Here is a 21784-nt window from a genome sequence, read left to right as displayed (position 1 = left end):
AGCATGAATATCCGCTTTACCATTGAGGAAGAAAACATAATTGCGATTTACGCCGAGGACAGCCGGGAAAGGACGATTGATAATATCAACTCTGCCATGCCCTACATGGACGAGGATATGCGCCAGCTTGCCGCCGCAGCGGTAAACAAGCTGCAAGCCATGACGGACAGCGAGTTTTCCGAAAGGGAGTTTATCTTGACCGACGAGTAATAGCCCATAGTACACAGGGGCGCGGTGCCGGCAATCGGCAACCGCGCCCCTGTTTTTTATCGTTCCAGCAAGATTATCTTTTTCCCCTGTTTTTGCGCGTACCGCAGCGTCGTATATGCCCCGCCGAAGTCGCGCCATACCATAGCTATTAAATAGTCGCTATTATCCACAAGCCACCTGTTGCGGGCGGGTATTGCCCGCTTATAGTGTATCTCCGCTAACTCTGCCGGGATAAGAATGTCGTCAAAACTCGTTTCGTAATACTCCTTATACTCGTTTAATTTTTGCTGCATATAGGGCAGAACAAGCGTCAGCCGGATTTCTTTGTTTGGGTATTTCCTTTTCAGATTGCGGACAGCAGCAGCGGAAAATCCGTCGAACTCTCCCATACCGCCGACGTAACAGTATAACGTATCTTCGTTTTCGATCAGCGTTTCAAGCGCGTTTTCTATTTTTTGAGTGCAGGAGCCGAAAACTTCTCTATGCCCCGCAAAGGTGCAAGTAATCATTGTATTCCCTCACATATATTAGAAATACAGCTTGTGAGGTGGAATATAAAATATTTTCAAAAAAACACAAACTGTATAAAGTAATTCTTTATACAGATTATTATAATGATACAGCGGAAAAAATACAATATAGGAAAGAGCGTGATTGCGAGGGATTTTTGAATGGAATTAGATTATAGAGCGATTGGCAAGCGCATAAAGATTGCCCGTATTAAAGCGGATTTGACACAGGAAGCATTAGCGGAAAAAGCGTCGCTTTCCACAACACACATGAGCAATATTGAAACGGGCAACTCCAAATTGAGTTTGCCGACGATTGTATCTTTGGCAAATGCCCTTTCCGTTTCTGTTGACGAGTTTTTATGTGATAGCGTGATACACTCCAAAGATATTTTTTCACAGGAAATACAAGACCTCGTTTCCGATTGCGACGAATACGAAATCCGTATGATTGCAGACTTTGTAAGGGCAGCAAAGGAAACCATACGCAAAAATGCCAAACTGAAAGAGTGATTAGAATAAAGCAAGGGCGCGGCTGCCGATTGTTGGCACCGCGCCCCATTCTTTTTTGCGTTTTCGTGGAACATTAGAAAGGCACTTTTTGAGGTTTGAGTATAAAGTATCGTCTATGCCGTTTTCGCGCTCTGGAAGCCGCAGAAATACAGCCATTTTCAGCCCTTAACGTTCCACTTGCTACCCTTGTTTTATGCTTTATCTCTTGCCTTGATATGGAGAAGCAGCATGATGATAAAAGCAAGCCCGCAGACCACATAAAACCAAAGTTGATCTGCATTGGAGATAATAAACGCCAGCAGCCCGAAAATAACCGCCCAGGCAGCGGACAGCAGCACCCCGATTACCCAAAATCCAAAGCGTGTTTTTTGGAGAAACAGCAGCAGCGCGAATACAGCAGCGCCGATCAGCACGCATAATGCAGGGTGTAGCGTGAAAAAGTGATTGCAGCACACGCCGGATATAATACCGAGGGCGATACTGTCAAAAACAATGATATGCCCGATAAAAAGCCCCACTACCATAAGGATAAAGCTAACTACAAGACCGATTATTAAATAGGCTCCCGCCGCCGCTAAATAGCCCATATATACACTTCCTTTGTTCTCTGAATATAGTTTGATTGTAACAGGTTATTGTAAAGAAATCTACGGTCTTACCCCCGTTCCTGTTCTTTCGCCCTGCTTTGGGACGGATATAGAATACTGTCAACGTTCTTTTTGACAACGCTGTATTCCTGCATTTGCTTCTTGGCTTGCCGATAATCTTCATACAATTTGGTTTTCCTGTCGTTTAAGCTGCTATACTCCTTGCGCAGCGCGGCGAGATCGGGCAGCTTCTTTATCTGCATTTCCTTTAATGCCCTTGCCGCAGCTTCAAACAGGATAATTTCGCTTTCATGCCCCCGCAGATACTTTTCCTTGTCCCGCGACTTTTTGTATTCCTCGTAAATCGGTTTTAATTGTCGGTATGTGGTTGTGTGCTTGATAAGCAGCGACAAATCAGACATACGCTGCTCTACGTCCTTAACCGCCCTTGCCGCCGCGTCATGGGCGGTCATAATATCCGCGATTTTGCTTTCAAGGTCGCTGTAATATTCAATCTTGTTTTCGGTCAAGAAGTTCATGCTTTTTGCAGCCTGTTTCAGATTATGGATTTTCGCCCACCGTTCATAGCCCGCCGACTGTTGCGCTTTGATACTGTTTTCAAGATCGACGACAAGCCGGATTTTCTTATCTTCCCGCAGCGGTTTTGACTTGGCGATATATACGCCCTTGATACGTTCCTTTATCGCTTCTTCCGTATAGGCCGCGCCGAGCGTCTTTGTGCGGGTAAACCGTTCCTGTCCGGCAGCGCGAAAGGAAATGTATTTGCCCTGTTTGATTTCATACCCCATTTCCTGCAAGCGGCGCAGCAGTTCGTCAAAATCTTTCACTTGGGGAATGAGAGTATCTATCGCCGTTTTCAGCTTTGCTTTGTAGCTTGTCCCTTGCTTTTCGGCGGTGTATTCCGCATAGCTTTTTCCCTTGTCCTGTCCCGGTACGACGACGGATAGCCCATGCTCTTTACATATCCTGTCGCTGGTGCGCCGGATAAAGTGATAGCTTTGCTTGTTGGAATGGTACTTTTTGTAGTCAACGAAGCTAACCGCGTTGAAAATCAAGTGATTATGCAGATGGTCTTTATCGACGTGAGTTGTCAAAACAAACTCATACTTGCCGCCTAATACCGCCCCGGCAAGTTCCATGCCGATTTTGTGCGCTTCTTCCGGTGTGGTTTCTCCCACCGCAAAGGATTGTATCAAGTGCCGCCCTAAATGTGTGCCGCGATCTCCGGCAGCTTCCCGCGTCCATGCAAACTCAATATCGGCGGTTTCCAGCCCGCAGCCGAAAGAGGACGCAAGCAGCTTCCCGTCTGTCTTTTCGGGATTTAAGATATAGTCTATCGCAGCCTTTAAGGTTGATTTAATAGGGTGCGTCTTTGTAACCGCCATATCTCGTCCACCGCCTTTTTAATGTCCTCTATATCCTGCCTGTAAACCGTCCCCGTCGCATTGGCGCGTTTTGCAATTTGGTTGATGTTCCGGCTCACCGCTTGCAGTTCCCGGATATATGCTTTTGTGTCGCTTCGGTCAACGACAAGAATATACCCGTCTATCGCCATTTTACGGAAGTATGCCCCATACTGCTTTATGGGAAGCTGCTTCATCTTCTCGTCGATCAGCCGCTTTTCTTCTTCCGTAACGTAAAACTTCATCTGTATATTTCTCTTTCGGTTTTCCATTTCCGCACCGCCTTTCGGTATAAGGGTTTGGGATTATCCCAACAAGCATTTTCCGCAAACGGGTACTCGTTTGCTGTGCTTGCTATCTACTCCATACCCCCACCGAAAGGCGGTATTTGTTGCGCGTTCCTTTGATTTTGGACGCAAAAAAAGATTGCAGCCGCCATGCGCTGCAATCTCCCGATTTCTCATATTGTGAGGTTAATCCTCTGCTTTTTCGACTTCCGTTATCTCCCTTGCTGTTGCGGTTACAATCCGTATGCCTTTATCGCTCATACCGTCCAGCAGCGCGTCAAGCTGCCGCCGCCCGGTGGATTTCTCCGCATTGCTGTTCGGGAAGAAAAATTGATCTACCGAAATATGATACCGGGTTACAAGGTCATAGAATACCTGTAAACTCGGCTGTTGTCCCTTGTTCTCGATATTCGCAAGGTAGCGCGGGGAAATATATAACTCGTCGCTTACCTTTTTGCGGCTCTCGCCGTATTCATTTCTCGCGGCTTTTATAGCTGCCCCGAAAGCCTTAAAGTCGTACAATGGTACGGGTCTTTTTGCCATTTTCATTCACCCTGTTACATTTTACAGTTCACCTTTCTTTTTGGATATGTCCACACAATTCATATCATTAGGTTAAATACTTCCTGTTGTGTATTGACAGTAGACTGATTTTCTGATAAAATAAAATTTATGTAAAAGGAGGCGGCGTTTATGTTGCATAGCATGCGTATTAGATAAGCATTGAAAAAAAAGGATTTTCCCATTTTCAACATGGGCTTTTTTGTCATGCTTATTTTGCGGATGCTATACAAAAAACTAACGACGTATAGATATAGTATAGACATAGTGCAAGCTATGCCTTAGTTTTGTTGTACTGCTCTGTGCATTATAAATGCAGGTCAATGCTCATGTTGAGGATTGACCTGCATTTTTTTGTGTAAAAAGGACGAGTGAAATATAATGCTTAAAAAATATTGGATAAAATGTCCGATTTGTAACGGAAAGACGAGAGTTCAAGTATTTCATAATACTGTATTAAAAGATTTTCCTCTTTTCTGCCCTAAATGCAAATTGACGCATATCATTGATGTAGAAAAATTAGAGATTGTAATCAAAAATACAGAAAAACAAACTTTTATTATTTAGAAGAAAGGATATAAAAATGAAACGTTTACCTAAATATACGCCTGCGGAAGTACGGAATGATCCATACGGATTTACTTACAAAGAAATGTCGGAAGTTATTGGCGAGAATGAAGCAAAAGCCTTATATGAAGAATTATATAAGCAATTACCACGCAAAAAAAATCTATCAATGTTGGTAAAAAATATTTGCAAAAGCAGTGATACTGAAAAGTATGTTTACGAACTGAAAGACAACAAATACATTGAAACGGTTTTTATCAAGCGGCGAGATGGTGGAACTGTTTGCGTGAGCACACAAGTCGGTTGTCCTGTTGGTTGTATTTTTTGTGAGTCCGGGCGAAATGGCTTTGTTCGTAATCTAACATCGTCAGAAATCGTACAACAGATTATATTGTTGCGTCGAAAAGTAAACCGTATCGTTTTTATGGGTATGGGAGAGCCTTTATTCAATTATGACAACTTGATAAAAGCAATCCATATTCTCCGAGATAGATATGGGCTCAACTTTCCAACCGACGGCATTACCATATCAACAGTTGGTCCGGTCGATCAATTAAAAAAATTGCGCGAGGAACATCTTAAAATTCAGTTGACAATATCTTTACACGCAGCAACACAATCTGCAAGAAATCGTATTATTCCTCACATGCGCATATATGCTATTGAAGATGTTGTTAAGCAAGCCTTATCCTATTCTGAAAGGCATAATCGCAAAATTGTCTTTGCGTATTTGCTTTTACCGGGTATAAATGACCGGCCCTCAGATGTAAGACAACTTGCAAAATGGTTTCGGGGCAAAAAAGTTATGATTAACGTGTTACAATACAACCCAACAAGCAATTCAAGAATTAAAGCACCACAGAAACGGGAAATAGTTGCATTCAAACATCAATTAGAGCAAGCAGGACTTGAAGTTACTATGAGAGTTTCTCATGGCAGAGAGATTAACGCGGCTTGTGGACAGTTAGCTAACACATATAATAAATTCAAAAAAAAATGATTAAAAGTGCCAGACGCATAGACGCAGAGCCGATAACGCATTAGGTCAAAAAACCTATGTGTTATCGGCTTTTTTATTTAATATTGCGCAAAAGCCGCTGTTCCCTATTATAGAATGGATTGCGGGTAGTGTATTAAAGTCGCCCTTTTTTAAGGATACGGCGGTATCGGGGAGGTATCGCCGTGTCCATTTTTATTTACTGTAACCCGCCTAATGCTTTGCGGTCAAAAAAAGCTATGCTCCGCAAGCGGGATATTCCGGCTATGAGTATGAACTGTCAATACATCTAAATACTTCTTACATTTCCTTTGCGCTCGTCCGCGTCTTGCGGACGGGCGCATTTTGCTTTTTTCAACTTTTTTCTGAAAAACGCACTCAAGAGCCATCTCCCGAACGGGTACGGAGCGAAAGGGGCAGAGAGGACAAGCCCTTAACTCCCGTCCTCTACTCCACGCGGGAAGGAGGTGAACTCTATGGAGCTATCTTCTTCCGACAAGGAAAGAATACAACATCAGTACGACGCATTAGCAAAGAAAACTTTGGTTGGCGAAGCGAAAAGCCACCGCCGCACTCTTGCGAAACGCGCAGCACGCGAAGTACCTTTTTCGGATTTGAGCGAAAGCGAACTCGCGCAGCTTTTCACAACGGACGAATACAAAAGCGATTATTTCCGTTTTCAAGTGTCCGGCTTTGATGTACTCGTCAAAAATGAACTGCTTGCCGAAGCCCTTAACGCTTTGCCCGAAAGGAAACGCGACATTATCCTTTTGTCCTACTTCTTGGACATGAGCGACGCGGAAATTGCTGAACTGCTGAATGTTGTACGCACGACGGTTTTCCGGCACAGGAAATCCGCGCTTGCGAAAATCAAACAGTATTTGGAGGGAAAAGCAGATGATGAATACCGTTAGGAAATCTGAAAATCTGTTGCCGTTCCCTGTCATTTCCGCAGCGGCAAACGGCGACACAACCGCCATGTGCGCGATCTTGAAGCATTACGAGGGTTACATAGCGAAACTTTGTACCCGCACGCTGAAAGACGACGCGGGCAATACCTATTCCTATGTGGACGAGGAAATGCGTAACAGGCTGCAAGTGCGCCTTATTACCCGCACCCTTGCTTTTCATGTAGGATAATCTTTTAGCCCATGCGGGGAGCGTGTCCCCTTTCCACGCTTCCCGTTATGGGCTATTTGTCGTTCCGCAAAAGCATATCCGCTGTTGATGTGCTGTTACAGGCCGACAAAGCCTATTGTTCTTTGACAAAGAAAGCGGCCTTTGGTGCGCAGCATAGCAGGCAAACGGGTACATTCCGTTTGTATCGAGCCGGGCGGCGGGTACGCCATGATAGCTTTTCCCCTACGGGGAAAAGCCGAGCGAGAACTACCGCGCCGTAAAACAAGTTTAGCAGCTTGTGGGCGACGACATACAAACGGCTACAATGATACTCCCGCGTTGAACACCCTCAAAGTATTGCGCGGCGCACCCATAAGCATGGGCCGGGGTGAAACTCCCGTGAGGTTGCAGCTAACAACCGCCCGTTTTTGCCTTATTTCTCATATCGTACAAGCCGGAGCGCATATTCTGTACTATGCCGCTAACCGGGAGGGAAAGAAGATGATTACCAAGTTACAACTTCAACAAATGAGAAATGTTGATATTACACAGGTTGACCGCAGCACTTTGGTTGATATTAGCAATATCCATATTGACAGTTCTTTGCCAGCAGCAAAGAAAATGCAAAGCTACTTGGAGCAGATCGTCAATCCATATTGTTTTCTTTGCGGCGATACGCCCGTAAGAATACGGTTTGTCGCAGAGGATAGAACGCTAAAGCAATCATTGTGTGATTACTTTTTAAGTCTGAAATAACCGCCGACTTTCCCTTAACCCTACGGGTAAAGACCTTGTGATTACGGGTCGAAAATGGTATAATTAACTCGTAATTATAGGGGGAAAGGAGGTATAATGCCCCGCATACGCAAAGACAAAATGGCACGCAGTTATGCAGAGCCGTTTTGGAAAATTGGGCTATACATTCGACTATCCAGAGAGGACGACAACGAGGACGAAAGCGAGAGTGTTATCAACCAAGAAAAGATACTCCGCGACTTTGTAGACAGCTATTTTGAGCCGGGAACCTATGTAATTGTAGACGTGTTTGCCGACGACGGATTGACAGGCACCGACACAGCGCGACCAAACTTCAAACGGCTTGAGGGCTGCATTGTCCGAAAAGAAGTAAACTGCATGATTATCAAATCCCTTGCACGCGGTTTCCGCAACCTTGCCGACCAGCAAAAGTTTTTAGAGGAGTTCATACCCATTAACGGTGCAAGGTTTATTTGCACAGGCACACCATTTATTGACACTTACGCAAATCCCCATTCTGCAAGCGGCCTTGAAGTACCTATTAGGGGAATGTTCAACGAGCAGTTTGCCGCGACCACTTCCGAAGAAATCCGCAAAACATTCAAGATGAAACGGGAGCGCGGCGAGTTCATAGGCGCGTTTGCCCCTTATGGCTACAAGAAAGACCCAAACGACAAAAACAGCTTGATTGTAGATGAAGAAGCAGCGGAAGTTGTCAAAAGCATTTACCATTGGTTTGTCAATGAGGGGTACAGTAAAATGGGGATTGCAAAGCGGCTTAACCAAATGGGAGAGCCGAACCCCGAAGCCTATAAGAAGAAAAAAGGCTTTAAGTATAACAACCCTAATTCAGACAAAAACGATGGTTTGTGGTCTGCCAGCACGATTGCAAGGATATTGCAGAATGAAGTTTATACGGGCGTAATGGTGCAAGGCCGTAATCGCGTAATAAGCTACAAAGTACACAAGCAGATCAACGTCCCCGAAGAAGAATGGTTTGTCGTCCCCAACACACACGAAGCGATTATTGACAGGGAAACATTCGAGAAAGCGCAAGCCCTACATAAGCGCGACACAAGGACAGCCCCCGGCAAACAGGAAGTCTATCTCATGTCCGGCTTTGTCCGTTGCGCGGATTGCAAAAAGGCCATGCGGCGCAAAACCGCCCGCGATATTGCCTACTACTCTTGCCGCAGCTACACCGATAAGAAGATTTGCAGCAAACATTCTATCCGGCAAGACAAGTTGGAAAACGCGGTATTGGCAGCGTTGCAAATGCAAATTGCCCTTGTAGATCGGCTTGCAGAAGAAATTGAACGGATTAACAACGCGCCTGTTATCAACCGGGAAAGCAAAAGATTATCCTATTCCTTGAAACAGGCAGAGAAGCAGCTAAAACAGTACAATGACGCTTCCGACAGCTTGTACCTTGATTGGAAAAGCGGTGAGATTACCAAAGAGGAATACCGCCGCTTGAAAGGCAAGATTGCAGAACAGATACAACAGCTTGAAGCGAACATCTCCTATCTGAAAGAGGAAATGCAGGTAATGGCTGATGGTATCGGAACCGATGACCCGTATCTAACCGCCTTTCTGAAACACAAAAACATTCAGAGCCTTAACCGCGGGATTATGGTTGAACTCGTAAAAGCGGTTTGGGTGCATGAGAACGGGGAAATAACGGTTGACTTCAATTTTGCCGACGAGTACCAGCGAATTATTGATTACATTGAGAATAACCACAACGTTATCCAGGTGATTGAGAGCAAGGCAATCTAACGGCTTGCCTACTCAACACAAAGGAAAATCTAATGTTGTGCATAAATAAACGGCTCTACGGGGCCCATTGGTCCTACTGGTCTTACCGGTTCAACTGGCTCCACCGGACTTACCGGTCCTACTGGCCCCACTGGCCTTATCGGTCCTACCGGTCCTACTGGTCTTACCGGTTCAACTGGCTCCACCGGATCTACTGGCCCAACTGGCATTACTGGTCCAACCGGCTCCACCGGACTTACTGGTGCTACTGGCCCTACTGGCCTAACTGGCGATCCTGGCCCAACCGGACCCACTGGCATTACTGGCCCAACCGGCTCCACCGGAGTCACTGGCCCAACTGGCCCAACCGGACCCACTGGAGTCACTGGCCCAACTGGCCCAACCGGTCCCACTGGCATTACCGGCCCCACTGGCATTACTGGCCCAACCGGAGTTACCGGCTCCACTGGCCCAACCGGTTCCACCGGAGTCACTGGCCCTACCGGTCCTACCGGCCCCACTGGCCTTACCGGTAATCCCGGCCCCACTGGCCCTACCGGAGTCACTGGCCCTACCGGTCCTACCGGCCCCACTGGCCTTACCGGCGATCTCGGCCCAACCGGCCCAACCGGTGCCACTGGCCCGGTACCCGACGATATATTTGGATCTTTTATCAATTTTGCCGCACTGTTTACAAATGCCACACTGATTCCCATGGGAATCGGCGTTGCCGATACAACGGGCAATATTGTGCTGACAGATCCGACGCACGTTACGCTGGCTCCCGGTATCTACTCTATTTTTTACGAAGTATCTGCCTTACTTTCAGATTCGGGCTATATGCAGATTACGCCCTTCTATAACGGCGCGCCTCATATCGAGTATGGTATCTACTTCATGACTAATTCCGGGCGTTCCAGTGCATTCGGTTCTGTATCATTTATCATCGAGGTTCCGACAGAAACTGCATTCAGCTTAACCTTCAACAGCCCCGTAACTGCCACCGAAGGCACACTGACCATGGTAATATTTAAACTGAGAAGAGATTTATAATACAGGATTTCCACTAACCACAAAAGCGTGCCCCACACAATTTCAAAGCCGGACAACGCATTGGCATCAACCATGCCATACGTTGTCCGGCTCATTTATTCCCCTATTTCTTTATCAACCCCCTTATCAGCGAACTACGACGCATATAAGGCATTTTATACACAATAAATCACATAATTAATTACGCAATGCAACACCGGCCTCTTCCCTCATCTTTCCCGATGCCAGGACTCCCAGGATCAGCAGGATCGGAAAGACCAGCGCCGCGAGAATGCCGGTACGCAGATCGTCTCCGAATATGCCGGAGATACGGCCTACCAGCAGCGGTCCGCCTGCGCAGCCGATATCGCCGGCCAGCGCAAACAGCGCGAACATGGCGGTTCCGCCGCCCGGAATCTTTTTCATTGCAAGACTGAAGGTCGAGGGCCAGAGTGCTCCTACCGCGAATCCGCACAGGGCGCAGCCGGCCAGGCTTAAAACCGGCCACGGCGACAAGGAAATCATCAGATAACTCACCACACAAAGTCCGGCGCTTCCCAGCATGATCTTCTCCAGCGAAAGCTTCTCGCTGAATTTAGCAGAAACCACACGGGAGGTTCCCATGAAAAATGCGAACGCACACGGTCCCGCCAGGTCACCGATACTCTTCGACACGTGCAGAGCCGACTCGGCAAACGCGGACGCCCACTGGCTCACCGCCTGCTCACTGGCCCCCGCACAGATCATCAACACCATGAGAATCCAGAATACCGTCCTCCCGGAGAGCGTCCGGATCGATAGGCCTTCCTCCTCTTCCGCCAGCGTACGGATCGGCACAACCATAAAATACAGCGCATTTGCCAGCGGCACGGCAGCCCAGATCACAGCCAGCATCTGCCATTTGTCAATGCCAAATATGAAAAAGAACGCAGTCGAGAGGATCACTACTCCCATATGTCCCCAGCAATAAAAGGAGTGCAGCAGACTCATGGCCGCTTCCTTCTTCTCCGTCGGGCACGCCTCCACGATCGGGCTCACCAAAACCTCAAGCAGACCGCCTCCGATGGCATAGAGGATAATCGACGCCATCAGGCCGGGATAACTGTCCGACATAAGCCTGGGCAGAAATGCCATTCCGATCAGCCCCGCCGCGGCCAGCAAATGGGCTCCCACCATGCAGATCCGGTACCCGATGCGGTCCACAAAATGGGCAGCCAGAAAATCCACAAGCAGCTGAACGCCAAAATTTATAGTAACCAGGAACGATATCTTTGCCAGAGATATCCCAAAGCTTCTCTGAAATGTCAAAAACAGCAGCGGTGCGAAATTGTTTACAATGGCCTGGGTAATATAACCGATATAGCAGGCGTTTAAGGTATGTTTGTAGTTTTGTCTGATCTTGGTCGTCATGATTCCTGTCTTTCTGCCTTTCTCTACAGTACTTCGAATTCACAATTCAATATTGTCTGATAAATCTCTTCCTCATTGGAGCACTGCTCCAGATCATGGATAAACGGCGTGGTCTTCACCATACGCATCAGCGTCACGACCGCCGGAATATGCTCTTTCGAGTCCCGGCTTGCCAGGCACAGGATGACCTTCGCCTTCTTGTCCCCAAAGTGAACCGGATGCCGGCTGACCAGCAGGCTTAGGCTGGTCTGATAGATCCCTTCCACCCCTTTTCCATGCAAAAGTGCGAAGGAATCGTCCGATACCGCGTAAAATCCCTGTTCTTCTATGAATTCTATCACATTATCTGTATAAGTGCTATCTATAAATCCTCTTTTTTCCAACAATGCCGCACTCGCCCGCACCGCGGCCCTCCATTCGTATTCCTCCGTCACCAGCCGGATACAGTCAAACTTCAGGAAACTGCTGAAGCTCTTGGGATTGTGCACCGTCTTTACCGTCTGGTATCCAAGCTCCCGCTCGATGACCTCCATCACTCTCGCCCTGGTGGCCGCGTCGAGGAAGCCCAGCTTTTCCTCAATGGAATAATATCCGGAAAGTATGGTTTTCCTGGGAATATCCAGCTGCTCGATGGCCGCTTTATCCTCCGGACGCAGGATAGGATTTACCACAATACACGGTCTCGGGAGGCTGTTGTTCAGCCTGATAGTCGAAAGCACATAGTCGATGCCGGCCCAGTCCGGGTAGGAAGACAGTTTATAGATGGGAATCGTATCCATAATATGAATCTGATACTCGCTGAGCAGAGACTCCTTAAGCATGGTAGTGGTGCCGTAGCCGTGGCCGCAGACCAGGAGCACTCTCTTATAGGGCGCACTCTTCATCCGCTTGATACTGGCCATGAAGCAGACCGTCAAATAGACAATCTCGTCCTCATTTGTAATATCTTCCAGCGTATCGATCTCCCTGCAGACGGAAATCATCACCGTGTACAGCTTCCGTTCCTCCGGCCCCAGCAGGGAAATCATATTGTCATTGATTTCCACGTGGTTTCTGACACGCTGAATCAAAGGAATCATATGGTTTAAAAGCCCTTCCGCCAGCGTCTTATCCTTATCAAACGGCATATCGAGACGCTTTGACATGGCGGAGATCAGGGAAAATGTCACCGACTGCGCGTGAACCGGGTCTACATCTGCACTGCCTCCCGCCATTTTATTGGTAAAGTCATACATCTTCGCCATCATACACACATGATTTTCCGACACGGGCCTCCCGATGATTTCCTCCAGCTTTTTCGCAAACCGGCCGTAGACTTCCGGGTCAAACTCCGGCATCACCGTGATGTCGAGAGGATATTCCTTGTCGTGAAGAATGAACCAGACCAGGACCACGATATTGGACATATACCAGAGATAGGAACTGCTGGTCAGCGTACAGCCCAGTTCCTCCAAAAGCCCGTCGACCACCATCACCACATTGGCGATCGACACGCCCTCAAACGCCTTGTGTATGATATGGATACAGTAAAACTCATAGGAATTATAGTTAGTAAATGGATTGATCAGATAATCGATATACTTCCTGAACTCCTGGTTCATCAGAGTGGTTCTCTTAAGCTTTGGTCCGGCCAGATAGAAATGACCAGAATAGCCGATTCCCATCTCGTCCTTTTTCAGCTCCTCATCCAGTGCAGCCATATCATTTTTCACAGTAGATCTGGAGACGCCAAACTGTTCGCTCAGCTGGTTGATCTTTAAATCCTCATTTCGTATCATCAGAATCAGGAGCAGGATGGACATGCGCTCCCTGCTCGTGTAGACGACCTCATTGCCATCCTCTAATCCCTTTAAATCCAGATTTGCCGGATATTTCAGCACTCCCTTAGAATGTTTTTCGATTTCAGGCAGGTGCTCCAGCGATAAAATGTCGTTGATCCGGTCCACATCGTAGCGCACGCTCCGCTCCGACACCCCCAGCTCCTTCGCCATCTCCTTATAGGTGGATTCGCCCTGCGTTTTCAAATGACGGATGATATTCAGCATTCTTCCGTTAAACATAGTCTTTTCCCCTGCGCGGCCCCGCCGCTCTTCTCTCTAAACGCAGATAACAGAACAAGAGGAGATACTCCCCATCTCCTCTTTGTCCTGTCTCTCACGTTATGTATGATTATGCTCCCCTGTATGCATTACTGAAATGTATCCTGAATCTTTTTCATAACGGCGTCTGATTTCTTAATTAAATCGGACACTCCCATCTTCAGAACTTTTTTTCCTTTAAAACGGTCCAGCCCTTCCAGAGCCACGTCATTGACCAGAATCACGCAGGCCGCCTCGTCGATATCCTTCTGCTTTAACTGATTCTCCACACCGGCTCCGCCCTGTGTCTCGATGATTACGTCAATTCCCAGTTTCTGTCCGGAAAGCTTTAACGCTTCCGCTGCCATATATGTATGTGCCACGCCTGATGGGCAAGATGTAATTCCTACTACCTTCATTGTAATATCCTCCTTGAAATTTTTCTATTATAATTCGTCAAATGTGATCTCATCGAGTCCGTCGTCTTCTGCCGCTGCTTTGACTGCGGAATCGTCAGTATTGTTCTTCTTTAATAAGTTTACCATAATTGCAGTTACAAATCCACCTGCTAATACGGAAATGATATACCAGATTCGTCCTTCAACAACCGGAAGTACGATGAGTCCGCCCCATGGCGCATGGTTTAACACACCGGTTAAGAAAGGAATGATGTTGCCGACGACTGCGCCCACAATCAGGGACGGAATAACACGTAACGGGTCATTGGCTGCAAATGGAATCGCACCTTCTGTGATTCCCACACATCCCATCAGGATAGCCGCCTTGCCTGCTTCTTTTTCTTCTGCATTGTACTTCTTCGGAGCCAGCAGGGTTGCGATACCCATGCCGATCGGAGGCGTACAGATAGCCACACCGACACCGCCCATCAGATATGGAAGTGTATCGACCTGTGTCTGTGCAAATAAGGTTGCCACTTTATTGATCGGGCCGCCCATGTCAAATGCGGTCATGGCGCCGAGAATCGTTGCTAACGGAACTCTGCCCACATCGCCGAGACCGGAAAGCCAGGAGGTTAAGGACTGCATGATAAATGCGATCGGTGTGCCGATACCCCATACGATGATACCGCCAGTGATAAAGGTACCAAGCAGCGGGTAAATGAAAATGGAGCCCAGTGTCTTTAAAGAAATCGGAAGCTTAATCTTCTTTAACTGTTTTACCACAACACCGGCAATCAGACCGGCCGCCATACCGCCGAGGAAGCCGGCGCCCATGGAATTGGCAAGATATGCTCCGATCATACCAGGGGCCAGACCGGGTTTATCTGCGATCGAGTACGCGATATAGCCGCCCAGAACCGGAACGAACAGTGTCAGTCCGCCGAGACCGATCTGCGCAAGACCTGCCAGCCAGCCCTCGGTAGGAGTTGCCGCTCCCGCCGGATTTAACATAACCGAGATGGAAAACAGAATACCGCCGGCTACGATAAACGGAATCATGTGAGACGTACCAGTCAGAATGTGCTTCTTTAAAATCTTGATTTGCTCTTTCATTTTCTTACCCCTCCAATACTTCCGTTAAGATGTCAAATACCTGATCCTTCGTGCTGCTTCTCAAGGATTCTCTGAATTCCTCATGCATCAGCTGTCTTGATAAATTCGCCAGGATCTTCATATGTGTATCTCCCGCCTCAGAAAGCGGCACTGCGATGAGAATGATCAGATCCGCCGTCTCCCCGGTCTCTTCGTTCCAGACCACCGGCCTTGCTGTTCTCGCAAATGCCACGCTCGCTTCCAGAACGTGATCCGTCTTACCGTGCGGAAGCCCCATGTCGAAGCCCACGTAGGTCGGTGCGATGGCTTCCCTCGCCAGCACGTCCTCGAAAAACTCTTCCTGATTCGTGATCTTTCCGGCTGCGTCCAGTTCCTTCACCAGAACGCTTATTACGTCCTTTTTTTCCGCCGCGTCAATGTCAAATACGATGCAGTTCTTATTAATTAATTTACTCATTGCAAACCTCCTGCCGGCTTCTGCCGGTTATTAAAAATTCCTTTGTTCCAGGCCTGGAAGAATTTGTTTGTTCCTTACATGCCTTATCATAATCCAGTTTACGGAAAATGAAAAGATAGAACATTTGCAAAAAAAATTTACAAAAATTTGCGGCCCTCCGTCCCATAAAAAAGCGTCAAAAATATCGGCTGTATTAAAATGTCAGCCGATACTTTGACGCCTTTTTTCTGCCTGGGTTGGTCCACCCTGTTTATCCTGTATTACCGCGCTCTATTATCGCTCTATATTTCCGTACTCTATCACCCGCTCTGCCGGCCGCCGTCCACCACAAGCGCAGCCACCCCGCGGATATCCGCGATCACGTAGTCCGCACCGGCCTCCCGGTAGCGTCTTTCGACTTCATCCGCCTTCGCCCTTCGCTCATCTGCGGATAACGCCTCCCATTCCGCCTTTGTAAGCCCCAGCTCTGAGCTTCCTTCCACGATTCCCACCGCGGTAACCCCCGCGTTTTTCGCCTCCAGAATATCGGATATCGTATCTCCCACCTTCATGACTGCATTTACGGAGGTGACCTTTAATGCCTCCATGTTCCGGAAGATCATGTAAGGGTAGGGGCGACCCATATGCCCGGTGGAATCCGGCGTAAACAGGCAGTCAGGCTCATAACCGGCCTTTTTTGCCTCCCTGGTGACTATGGCCATCATCTCATCCGTATATCCGGTTGTCGATCCGATCCGAATTCCCGCACGTCTTAATTTCTCCACGGTTTCAAGCACATGCTCCTTCGGCTCGGCAAACTGATCCAGTACCTTCATCAATTTATCCAGGAACAGATCGTGCATGGCGTCCACATCGCTGTCCTCCGGCTCTCTTCCATGGATCTGTACGAATTCCCGATGTATCCGGTTCATCCCCAGCATCGTCTTAATATGATCCCATTTCAGCATTCCCATGGGCTTTCTGGTCTCCTCCATGGTAGGCTCAACGCCAAACTCCTTAAATACCTCAACAAATGTCTGCACCGGCGCGAAACACCCATAATCCACAGTCGTTCCCGCCCAGTCAAATATAACCGCTTCCCATTTCATAGATTCAATTCTCCTTTTCCTTCCAATAATCAGCCAGAATCGCACAAAGCTTTTCCATGTCTTCCGGATAGATCTCTCCGATATTTCCCACGCGGAAGGTTTCCGCATCGGTCACTTTTCCCGGATATATGGCGTATCCCCGCTCCTTGATATAGGAATACATCTCCTGAAAGCTGCAGCATTTATCTTCCGGATAGAAAAATGTAGTGATGATCGGTCCCTGATGCTCCGGTCCCACGTAGGGGCGGAATCCCAGCTTTTTTAATCCCTCAATCAGTATGCGGTTATTTTCCGTATATCTTGCGTGTCTGGCCGCAATGCCGCCTTCCGCCTCCAGCTCCCGGATCGCCTGTGCAAATGCGAGAACCACGTGGGTTGGAGAGGTATAGCGCCATTTCCCATCGGCCTCCATGCATTTCCACTGGTCATACAGGTCCAGAGACAGGCTCCGCGCCACGCCTTTCGCCGCTTCCAGCGCGTCACGCCTGCATATGACAAAGGAAAAGCCTGGAACACCCTGAATGCACTTGTTCGCACTGCTGACTATAAAATCAATGCCCCAGTCACCGACAGGAATTTCCATGCCGCCAAAGCTTGACATGGCGTCCACAATCATGGTTCTCCCCGTCGCCTTTACGACGCGGCTCACTGCCTCTATATCATTTAAAACCCCGGAGGTGGTCTCACTGTGCACCATGGCTGCATGAGTGATCTGCGGATTCTCTTCCAGCATTTTTTTAATAACCGCGGCATCGGGAATCTCATCGTAGGCGGTCTCGTACACCGTACAGGAGATTCCTGCGTGGTCCGCGATCTCCTTCATGCGCAGCCCGTAAGAGCCGTTCGCCGCAATTAGTAAATGATCCCCGTCCCCTATGGTACTCGTCAAAACGGATTCCACGCCGAAGGTCCCGCTGCCCTGCATCAAAACGGCCGTATACTCCGGTTCCGTCACGCCTGCCAGCTCTAAGAGCTTCTTGCGTATCCACTGTGTTATCTGCTTATAGTCGTCATCCCAGGTACAGTGATCCACCATCATCTCTTTCTTCACAGTATCCGTGGTGGTCAGTGGTCCCGGTGTCAATAATTTATACTGTATCATGCTTCTTATTCCCCTTCTTATTTTGATTGCCTTTGCGTATTTCGTCAGCGCTTCTGTACTTTACTTTAATGCCTCTGCACTTTTCTTCAACGCCTCTGCACTTTTCTTCAGCGCCTCTGCATTTTACTCCAATACCTTTGCATTTTCCGACAACTGCTGATGCTTCTCCAGAAGCCCAACCGTCAGCTTCTCCGGAAATACCATAGGGTACGCGGATTTGTTGGCGGAATCACTGCTCTCCCCCTCATATACCGGCAGCGGGTAAGTCTTAAGCAGCTCCTGGCGGCCGTTTTTGATGATGCATTCCGCCATCTCCATGGCCAGCGGATTGCTCTCTGCCCCCTTATCGACTACTGCGACAGACTCAGTCAGTGAGAAGTTGCCTTCCGGCGGGTCTACATAGTCCACGGGAAGTCCATCCACCTTGTCCGCAACGGCCTGATGGCGAAGACCGAAGCCCACCCCCACCTCTCCGGCGCGCACCTTTTTAAGCGGTGCGGAGCCTGAGCTCTCGATATGATCTCCCGCATTCTGATAGATGCCGGCGAGAACCTCCGTCGCCCCATCCTCTCCGTAAGCGCTGACCAGCGCCTGGATGAGCAGCCATGCAGTGGAAGAACTCTTTACATCGGTTACGGATACCATTCCCGCATACATAGGGTCCGCCAGGTCCTTTAAGCCGGTCGGCATCGGCAGGTTATTTTCTTTTAAAACCTCCGTATTTACAAAAATGGTTCCTTCCTGGGCCGTAATCGGTGTATAGAACGCCGGGTACTCGGCAAGGGGCTTCGTCTCAAAGGACAGGTCCTGAAACATCTGATTCGCCTCCTGTGCGCTGTCTAAATAGAAGGAACTCATGGTGACCAGATCGGCCTCGATATTGGTTCCCTCCGCCAGAAGTTTTCCGCCCAGCTCGGAGGTTCCAAAGGACTGAAGAATGTATTTTCCCTCGTAGCCATTACCGTCCAGCGCATTTTTCATGGCCTCTATGGCCTCGTCGTCCGCATTCGTATAGATTACCACTTCCTGTGCCTTCTTCTGACATCCGGTGAGCGCGGCCATCGCGCCCAGGGCACAGACCATGGCCAGTGCTGCCGCTCTTTTTCTGTTTTTCATATTCTTACTCCTCCTGAATTTTCCTGTTTTTTCTGTTCCGCCGCAATACTCTGCCGGCCTTCGCCTCTTTCCGATCCGTCGCCAGCCAGGAAAACAACGCCCTGGCCGCCAGGTTCGTGAGCAGGATAAAGATGGACAATACAAAAATCTCATTATATTTCGTATAATACTGCAGTTCCTTAATCTTCGTGGTGATCACCATCGTCCGGGCTCCCGCGATAAAGATCACGGCGCTGACCGTTACCATGGCGTTGACAAAATAGTAGCCGAATACTTCCAGAATGGTAGCCATGGCATTGGGCGTCACCACCCGCACAATCGTCTTCAGCCAGGTGTCCCCCATGAGCATGGCCGTCGTCTCCCAGGACGCGTTCATCTTTGCCAGGGAGTTCTTCATCATCAAATACGGCGTGGAAAAATAGTGGATCACATTGCAGATGACGATGAGGGTCAGAGTATTCTGCAGGGAAGTACCTGAGAACACCAGCATATAGGCGATACCCACCACCATGCCCGGTATGGTATTGGTGATCAGGGAAATGTTCTCGATCACCCGTTTCACCTTTTCCGGCAGATGGCTCCGCGCCGTGGAAAGGGCCGCTCCATAGGTGGTAAGAGAGCCGGTAAGCGCGGTCAAAAATGCAACCAGCAGGGAATTCTTATACACTCCCAGCAGACTCTTATCGCTCAGGACGCTCTGCAAATGCTCCATGGTAAAGCTGACCCGGTACGGCCATTCTTCCACAAACGGCACCACGAAGATCACCGCGAACACCGACAGCACCACCACTAAGACCAGGGCGCTTCCCAGGCCGAGTATGCCGTCCCTCAACCGGTTTCTCCGTATTTCTATTACGGAGATTTTATTATAGCGGATATTGTATTTCTCCAGATAATGCAGCAGCGTGATCGTGAGCACCGACGGGATCAGCATCAGAATCGCAACTACAGAACCGCGGTTAAAATTCGGTATGCTGCCCAGCATCTCATTGTAAAGCACTGTCGCCACCACCTCATACTTCCCTCCCACGGAGGCAGGAATCCCATAGTCCGTAAAGCACAGGAAGAAACACTGTACAAAGGAGGCCGCCAGCGTCCCCAGCAGCGGCCGGGCCACCGTCCGGAAAAACGTCTGCCACGGATTATCCCCCATAATCCGGGATACAATGGAGAATTTCTTGTCTATGTATTCCATGGTGTTGGACACCAGCAGAAATGACACCGGCAGCGTATAGATTAAATATCCCAGCAACAGCCCGTAAAAGCCATAAAGCTCGAACAGCTGTCTTCCGAACAGCCTCGTGATCAGTCCCTGCTTTCCAAAGGAATAAATAATGGCAAATCCATACGTAATGGTCGGCAAAAGCATCGGTATCACCGCCGCCCGCCGGATCAGGCTTTTATAGAAGGAAGGCAGATTGCTGTAATGAATGGTGTATGCAAGCAGAAATGCCAGCAGCGTCGAAAGGACCGCGCAGCATACCGATATCTGAATGCTGTTGCCGAACGCCGCTGCGAATCCCCTTCCGGTCAGAACCTCAAGGTAATTGCTGAGGGTCAGAGCACCGCCTTTTTCAAGGGACTTATAAAACAGACGGCAGAGCGGCACGATCAGAAAACCAAGGAACAGCAAAGTGACCGCCAGAAATATCCCCTTGATCTCCACTTCTTTCTTCTGTTTCATAACGCTACCCTACTCTCGCTTCCATGATCGGAGCGGCCGTCTGTTTAAACAGCGTGAATATGTGGTTGCGCTTAATCACCAGCTGGTTTAAGATGAATTCCTTCACGAAATCATTTTCCGGAGTCTCGATAATCTCCTCCGGCCTTCCATATTGGGAGATCCTGCCCTGATTGACGATCAGCACCTTATCCGACAGCGTCAGCGCCTCCTCGGGGTCATGGGTGACGATGATGGTAGTCAGGTGGTAATCCCGGGCGATCTGCCGGATCTTATCCTTGATGGATTCCTTGATCACACCGTCCAGTGCGCTGAGAGGCTCATCCAGCAGCAGAATCCTCGGTTTCATCACCATGGTTCTCGCCAGCGCCACTCTCTGCTTCTGCCCTCCGGAAAGCTGCTCGATCTTCTTATGCAGGTGCTCCCGCAGCCCCAGCAGATCGATCAGTTCCTCCACCTCCTGCGGCGTCGAGATCTTCGGGTTATTTTTCAGGCCGTAGGTGATATTCCGGTACACGTTCAGGTTTGGGAACAGGGCGTAATCCTGAAATACGATATTGAAGCCCCTCTGTTCCATGGGCATATCCGTGATCACCTCCCCGTTGAAGATGATCTCCCCTTCATCCGCCCCGGTCAGACCCAGAATCAGGTTCAGGAGCGTAGTCTTTCCGCATCCGGAGGGCCCCAGGATCGAGACGATCTCGCCCTCCTCAATATTCAGGTTGATATCCTGCAAAATAATATTTCCATCATACGATTTTTTCAGATTCTTAATCTCAAGCATAGAAACTCCTCTCATGGTTCATATATGGCGTGTCTGCCTTGCCGACGTCTCTATGAAACCATATTTTTCCTGCTTTCAACTACCGTCTTATTGAAAATTCTCTGTAAAATGGGCGGAACAAAGTGCCTTCGGCACTCTCAACTCCCCTGCCCCTCACTCATGAGGGGTTTTGGGGTTTTCCTTTGTCACTTTTTGTTGTAAAATATTCTTATGTATAAAAAGAACATTCTTCAA

At 48.6% G+C, this 21784-nt stretch carries 25 protein-coding genes; 9 read left to right on the top strand and 16 right to left on the bottom strand.

Annotation, left to right across the window (positions count from 1 at the left end; translation table 11 throughout):
* The first annotated feature begins 3 nt into the window (after positions 1-3).
* Positions 4-210 (top strand): transposon-transfer assisting family protein, encoded by a 207-nt coding sequence (locus H8S80_RS32575; RefSeq protein WP_007709556.1) that lies wholly within the window; start codon positions 4-6, stop codon positions 208-210.
* A gap of 56 nt (positions 211-266) precedes the next feature.
* Here H8S80_RS32575 and H8S80_RS32570 read toward each other — a convergent pair whose 3' ends face one another.
* Positions 267-719: an SLOG family protein gene (locus H8S80_RS32570; RefSeq protein WP_007709554.1), complete on the bottom strand. Its 453-nt coding sequence runs from the start codon at positions 717-719 to the stop codon at positions 267-269.
* Between the two features lie 162 nt (positions 720-881).
* Here H8S80_RS32570 and H8S80_RS32565 point away from each other — a divergent pair, with 162 nt between their 5' ends.
* Entirely contained in the window at positions 882-1232 is a 351-nt protein-coding gene (locus tag H8S80_RS32565; protein WP_007709550.1) for a helix-turn-helix domain-containing protein, read from the top strand.
* 191 nt (positions 1233-1423) lie between these two features.
* On the opposite strand, the gene H8S80_RS32560 is transcribed toward H8S80_RS32565, so the two are convergent.
* From H8S80_RS32560 to H8S80_RS32545, 4 genes are all read right to left on the bottom strand, one after another.
* Positions 1424-1819, bottom strand: coding sequence for a hypothetical protein (locus H8S80_RS32560; RefSeq protein ID WP_007709549.1), 396 nt, complete (start codon positions 1817-1819; stop codon positions 1424-1426).
* Positions 1820-1887: 68 nt separating this feature from the next.
* Positions 1888-3225, bottom strand: coding sequence for a relaxase/mobilization nuclease domain-containing protein (locus H8S80_RS32555; RefSeq protein ID WP_007709548.1), 1338 nt, complete (start codon positions 3223-3225; stop codon positions 1888-1890).
* Positions 3186-3515, bottom strand: coding sequence for a plasmid mobilization protein (locus tag H8S80_RS32550; protein ID WP_002584958.1), 330 nt, complete (start codon positions 3513-3515; stop codon positions 3186-3188). Before H8S80_RS32550 ends, H8S80_RS32555 begins: the two co-directional genes overlap by 40 nt.
* Before the next feature lie 201 nt (positions 3516-3716).
* Positions 3717-4073, bottom strand: coding sequence for a helix-turn-helix transcriptional regulator (locus H8S80_RS32545; protein WP_002584957.1), 357 nt, complete (start codon positions 4071-4073; stop codon positions 3717-3719).
* A gap of 399 nt (positions 4074-4472) precedes the next feature.
* Here H8S80_RS32545 and H8S80_RS32540 point away from each other — a divergent pair, with 399 nt between their 5' ends.
* The 7 genes from H8S80_RS32540 to H8S80_RS34690 all read left to right on the top strand — a co-directional run bounded on the left by H8S80_RS32540 (position 4473) and on the right by H8S80_RS34690 (position 9824).
* Positions 4473-4658: a cysteine-rich KTR domain-containing protein gene (locus H8S80_RS32540; protein WP_003431289.1), complete on the top strand. Its 186-nt coding sequence runs from the start codon at positions 4473-4475 to the stop codon at positions 4656-4658.
* Positions 4659-4674: 16 nt separating this feature from the next.
* Positions 4675-5658, top strand: coding sequence for a 23S rRNA (adenine(2503)-C(2))-methyltransferase RlmN (rlmN, locus tag H8S80_RS32535; protein WP_002584956.1), 984 nt, complete (start codon positions 4675-4677; stop codon positions 5656-5658).
* 473 nt (positions 5659-6131) lie between these two features.
* Positions 6132-6569 (top strand): sigma-70 family RNA polymerase sigma factor, encoded by a 438-nt coding sequence (locus H8S80_RS32530; protein WP_003502131.1) that lies wholly within the window; start codon positions 6132-6134, stop codon positions 6567-6569.
* Positions 6553-6795, top strand: a complete 243-nt coding sequence (locus H8S80_RS32525; RefSeq protein WP_002604473.1) for a helix-turn-helix domain-containing protein — start codon at positions 6553-6555, stop codon at positions 6793-6795. The genes H8S80_RS32530 and H8S80_RS32525 overlap by 17 nt, the downstream gene beginning before the upstream one ends.
* Before the next feature lie 207 nt (positions 6796-7002).
* Positions 7003-7530, top strand: coding sequence for a DUF6870 family protein (locus H8S80_RS34530; RefSeq protein WP_242659775.1), 528 nt, complete (start codon positions 7003-7005; stop codon positions 7528-7530).
* 96 nt (positions 7531-7626) lie between these two features.
* On the top strand, positions 7627-9309 hold the full coding sequence (locus H8S80_RS32515) for a recombinase family protein (RefSeq protein ID WP_007709494.1): 1683 nt from the start codon (positions 7627-7629) through the stop codon (positions 9307-9309).
* Positions 9310-9341: 32 nt separating this feature from the next.
* Complete coding sequence (locus H8S80_RS34690; RefSeq protein WP_278321571.1) at positions 9342-9824, top strand: hypothetical protein; 483 nt, start codon at positions 9342-9344, stop codon at positions 9822-9824.
* Positions 9825-10178: 354 nt separating this feature from the next.
* On the opposite strand, the gene H8S80_RS34515 is transcribed toward H8S80_RS34690, so the two are convergent.
* The 11 genes from H8S80_RS34515 to H8S80_RS32460 form a co-directional block, all read right to left on the bottom strand.
* Positions 10179-10436: a hypothetical protein gene (locus H8S80_RS34515; RefSeq protein ID WP_025530166.1), complete on the bottom strand. Its 258-nt coding sequence runs from the start codon at positions 10434-10436 to the stop codon at positions 10179-10181.
* Positions 10437-10518: 82 nt separating this feature from the next.
* The gene (locus H8S80_RS32505; RefSeq protein WP_117633603.1) at positions 10519-11730 is read right to left on the bottom strand and encodes an MFS transporter; all 1212 of its coding nucleotides are present in this window, start codon (positions 11728-11730) and stop codon (positions 10519-10521) included.
* A gap of 23 nt (positions 11731-11753) precedes the next feature.
* Positions 11754-13790 (bottom strand): BglG family transcription antiterminator, encoded by a 2037-nt coding sequence (locus H8S80_RS32500; RefSeq protein ID WP_117633604.1) that lies wholly within the window; start codon positions 13788-13790, stop codon positions 11754-11756.
* 128 nt (positions 13791-13918) lie between these two features.
* On the bottom strand, positions 13919-14227 hold the full coding sequence (locus H8S80_RS32495; RefSeq protein ID WP_002600942.1) for a PTS fructose-like transporter subunit IIB: 309 nt from the start codon (positions 14225-14227) through the stop codon (positions 13919-13921).
* A gap of 27 nt (positions 14228-14254) precedes the next feature.
* On the bottom strand, positions 14255-15322 hold the full coding sequence (locus H8S80_RS32490) for a PTS fructose transporter subunit EIIC (protein WP_055656364.1): 1068 nt from the start codon (positions 15320-15322) through the stop codon (positions 14255-14257).
* A 4-nt stretch (positions 15323-15326) separates the two neighbouring features.
* A complete protein-coding gene (locus H8S80_RS32485) occupies positions 15327-15779 on the bottom strand; it encodes a PTS sugar transporter subunit IIA (protein WP_002600944.1) in 453 nt (150 codons plus the stop codon).
* Positions 15780-16078: 299 nt separating this feature from the next.
* Positions 16079-16867: a phosphonoacetaldehyde hydrolase gene (phnX, locus tag H8S80_RS32480; protein WP_117633605.1), complete on the bottom strand. Its 789-nt coding sequence runs from the start codon at positions 16865-16867 to the stop codon at positions 16079-16081.
* A gap of 4 nt (positions 16868-16871) precedes the next feature.
* Entirely contained in the window at positions 16872-17969 is a 1098-nt protein-coding gene (locus H8S80_RS32475; RefSeq protein ID WP_117633606.1) for a 2-aminoethylphosphonate--pyruvate transaminase, read from the bottom strand.
* Between the two features lie 123 nt (positions 17970-18092).
* Positions 18093-19085, bottom strand: coding sequence for an extracellular solute-binding protein (locus tag H8S80_RS32470; protein ID WP_117633607.1), 993 nt, complete (start codon positions 19083-19085; stop codon positions 18093-18095).
* Between the two features lie 4 nt (positions 19086-19089).
* Positions 19090-20769, bottom strand: a complete 1680-nt coding sequence (locus H8S80_RS32465; RefSeq protein ID WP_117633608.1) for an ABC transporter permease subunit — start codon at positions 20767-20769, stop codon at positions 19090-19092.
* A 4-nt stretch (positions 20770-20773) separates the two neighbouring features.
* Positions 20774-21550 carry an ABC transporter ATP-binding protein gene (locus tag H8S80_RS32460; RefSeq protein ID WP_117633609.1) on the bottom strand — a complete coding sequence of 259 codons (777 nt, stop codon included), beginning with the start codon at positions 21548-21550 and terminating at the stop codon, positions 20774-20776.
* Positions 21551-21784 lie beyond the last annotated feature (234 nt).

Source organism: Hungatella sp. L36, from assembly GCF_014288035.1.
This window is presented reverse-complemented; position numbering and strand designations above follow the sequence as displayed.

Bases quoted from the DNA above. Each gene is read 5' to 3' on its own strand.
- H8S80_RS32575 (WP_007709556.1), top strand. From the start codon at position 4: ATGAATATCCGCTTTACCATTGAGGAAGAAAACATAATTGCGATTTAC.
- H8S80_RS32570 (WP_007709554.1), bottom strand. From the start codon at position 719: ATGATTACTTGCACCTTTGCGGGGCATAGAGAAGTTTTCGGCTCCTGC.
- H8S80_RS32565 (WP_007709550.1), top strand. From the start codon at position 882: ATGGAATTAGATTATAGAGCGATTGGCAAGCGCATAAAGATTGCCCGT.
- H8S80_RS32560 (WP_007709549.1), bottom strand. From the start codon at position 1,819: ATGGGCTATTTAGCGGCGGCGGGAGCCTATTTAATAATCGGTCTTGTA.
- H8S80_RS32555 (WP_007709548.1), bottom strand. From the start codon at position 3,225: ATGGCGGTTACAAAGACGCACCCTATTAAATCAACCTTAAAGGCTGCG.
- H8S80_RS32550 (WP_002584958.1), bottom strand. From the start codon at position 3,515: ATGGAAAACCGAAAGAGAAATATACAGATGAAGTTTTACGTTACGGAA.
- H8S80_RS32545 (WP_002584957.1), bottom strand. From the start codon at position 4,073: ATGGCAAAAAGACCCGTACCATTGTACGACTTTAAGGCTTTCGGGGCA.
- H8S80_RS32540 (WP_003431289.1), top strand. From the start codon at position 4,473: ATGCTTAAAAAATATTGGATAAAATGTCCGATTTGTAACGGAAAGACG.
- rlmN (WP_002584956.1), top strand. From the start codon at position 4,675: ATGAAACGTTTACCTAAATATACGCCTGCGGAAGTACGGAATGATCCA.
- H8S80_RS32530 (WP_003502131.1), top strand. From the start codon at position 6,132: ATGGAGCTATCTTCTTCCGACAAGGAAAGAATACAACATCAGTACGAC.
- H8S80_RS32525 (WP_002604473.1), top strand. From the start codon at position 6,553: ATGATGAATACCGTTAGGAAATCTGAAAATCTGTTGCCGTTCCCTGTC.
- H8S80_RS34530 (WP_242659775.1), top strand. From the start codon at position 7,003: ATGATAGCTTTTCCCCTACGGGGAAAAGCCGAGCGAGAACTACCGCGC.
- H8S80_RS32515 (WP_007709494.1), top strand. From the start codon at position 7,627: ATGCCCCGCATACGCAAAGACAAAATGGCACGCAGTTATGCAGAGCCG.
- H8S80_RS34690 (WP_278321571.1), top strand. From the start codon at position 9,342: ATGTTGTGCATAAATAAACGGCTCTACGGGGCCCATTGGTCCTACTGG.
- H8S80_RS34515 (WP_025530166.1), bottom strand. From the start codon at position 10,436: ATGAGCCGGACAACGTATGGCATGGTTGATGCCAATGCGTTGTCCGGC.
- H8S80_RS32505 (WP_117633603.1), bottom strand. From the start codon at position 11,730: ATGACGACCAAGATCAGACAAAACTACAAACATACCTTAAACGCCTGC.
- H8S80_RS32500 (WP_117633604.1), bottom strand. From the start codon at position 13,790: ATGTTTAACGGAAGAATGCTGAATATCATCCGTCATTTGAAAACGCAG.
- H8S80_RS32495 (WP_002600942.1), bottom strand. From the start codon at position 14,227: ATGAAGGTAGTAGGAATTACATCTTGCCCATCAGGCGTGGCACATACA.
- H8S80_RS32490 (WP_055656364.1), bottom strand. From the start codon at position 15,322: ATGAAAGAGCAAATCAAGATTTTAAAGAAGCACATTCTGACTGGTACG.
- H8S80_RS32485 (WP_002600944.1), bottom strand. From the start codon at position 15,779: ATGAGTAAATTAATTAATAAGAACTGCATCGTATTTGACATTGACGCG.
- phnX (WP_117633605.1), bottom strand. From the start codon at position 16,867: ATGAAATGGGAAGCGGTTATATTTGACTGGGCGGGAACGACTGTGGAT.
- H8S80_RS32475 (WP_117633606.1), bottom strand. From the start codon at position 17,969: ATGATACAGTATAAATTATTGACACCGGGACCACTGACCACCACGGAT.
- H8S80_RS32470 (WP_117633607.1), bottom strand. From the start codon at position 19,085: ATGAAAAACAGAAAAAGAGCGGCAGCACTGGCCATGGTCTGTGCCCTG.
- H8S80_RS32465 (WP_117633608.1), bottom strand. From the start codon at position 20,769: ATGAAACAGAAGAAAGAAGTGGAGATCAAGGGGATATTTCTGGCGGTC.
- H8S80_RS32460 (WP_117633609.1), bottom strand. From the start codon at position 21,550: ATGCTTGAGATTAAGAATCTGAAAAAATCGTATGATGGAAATATTATT.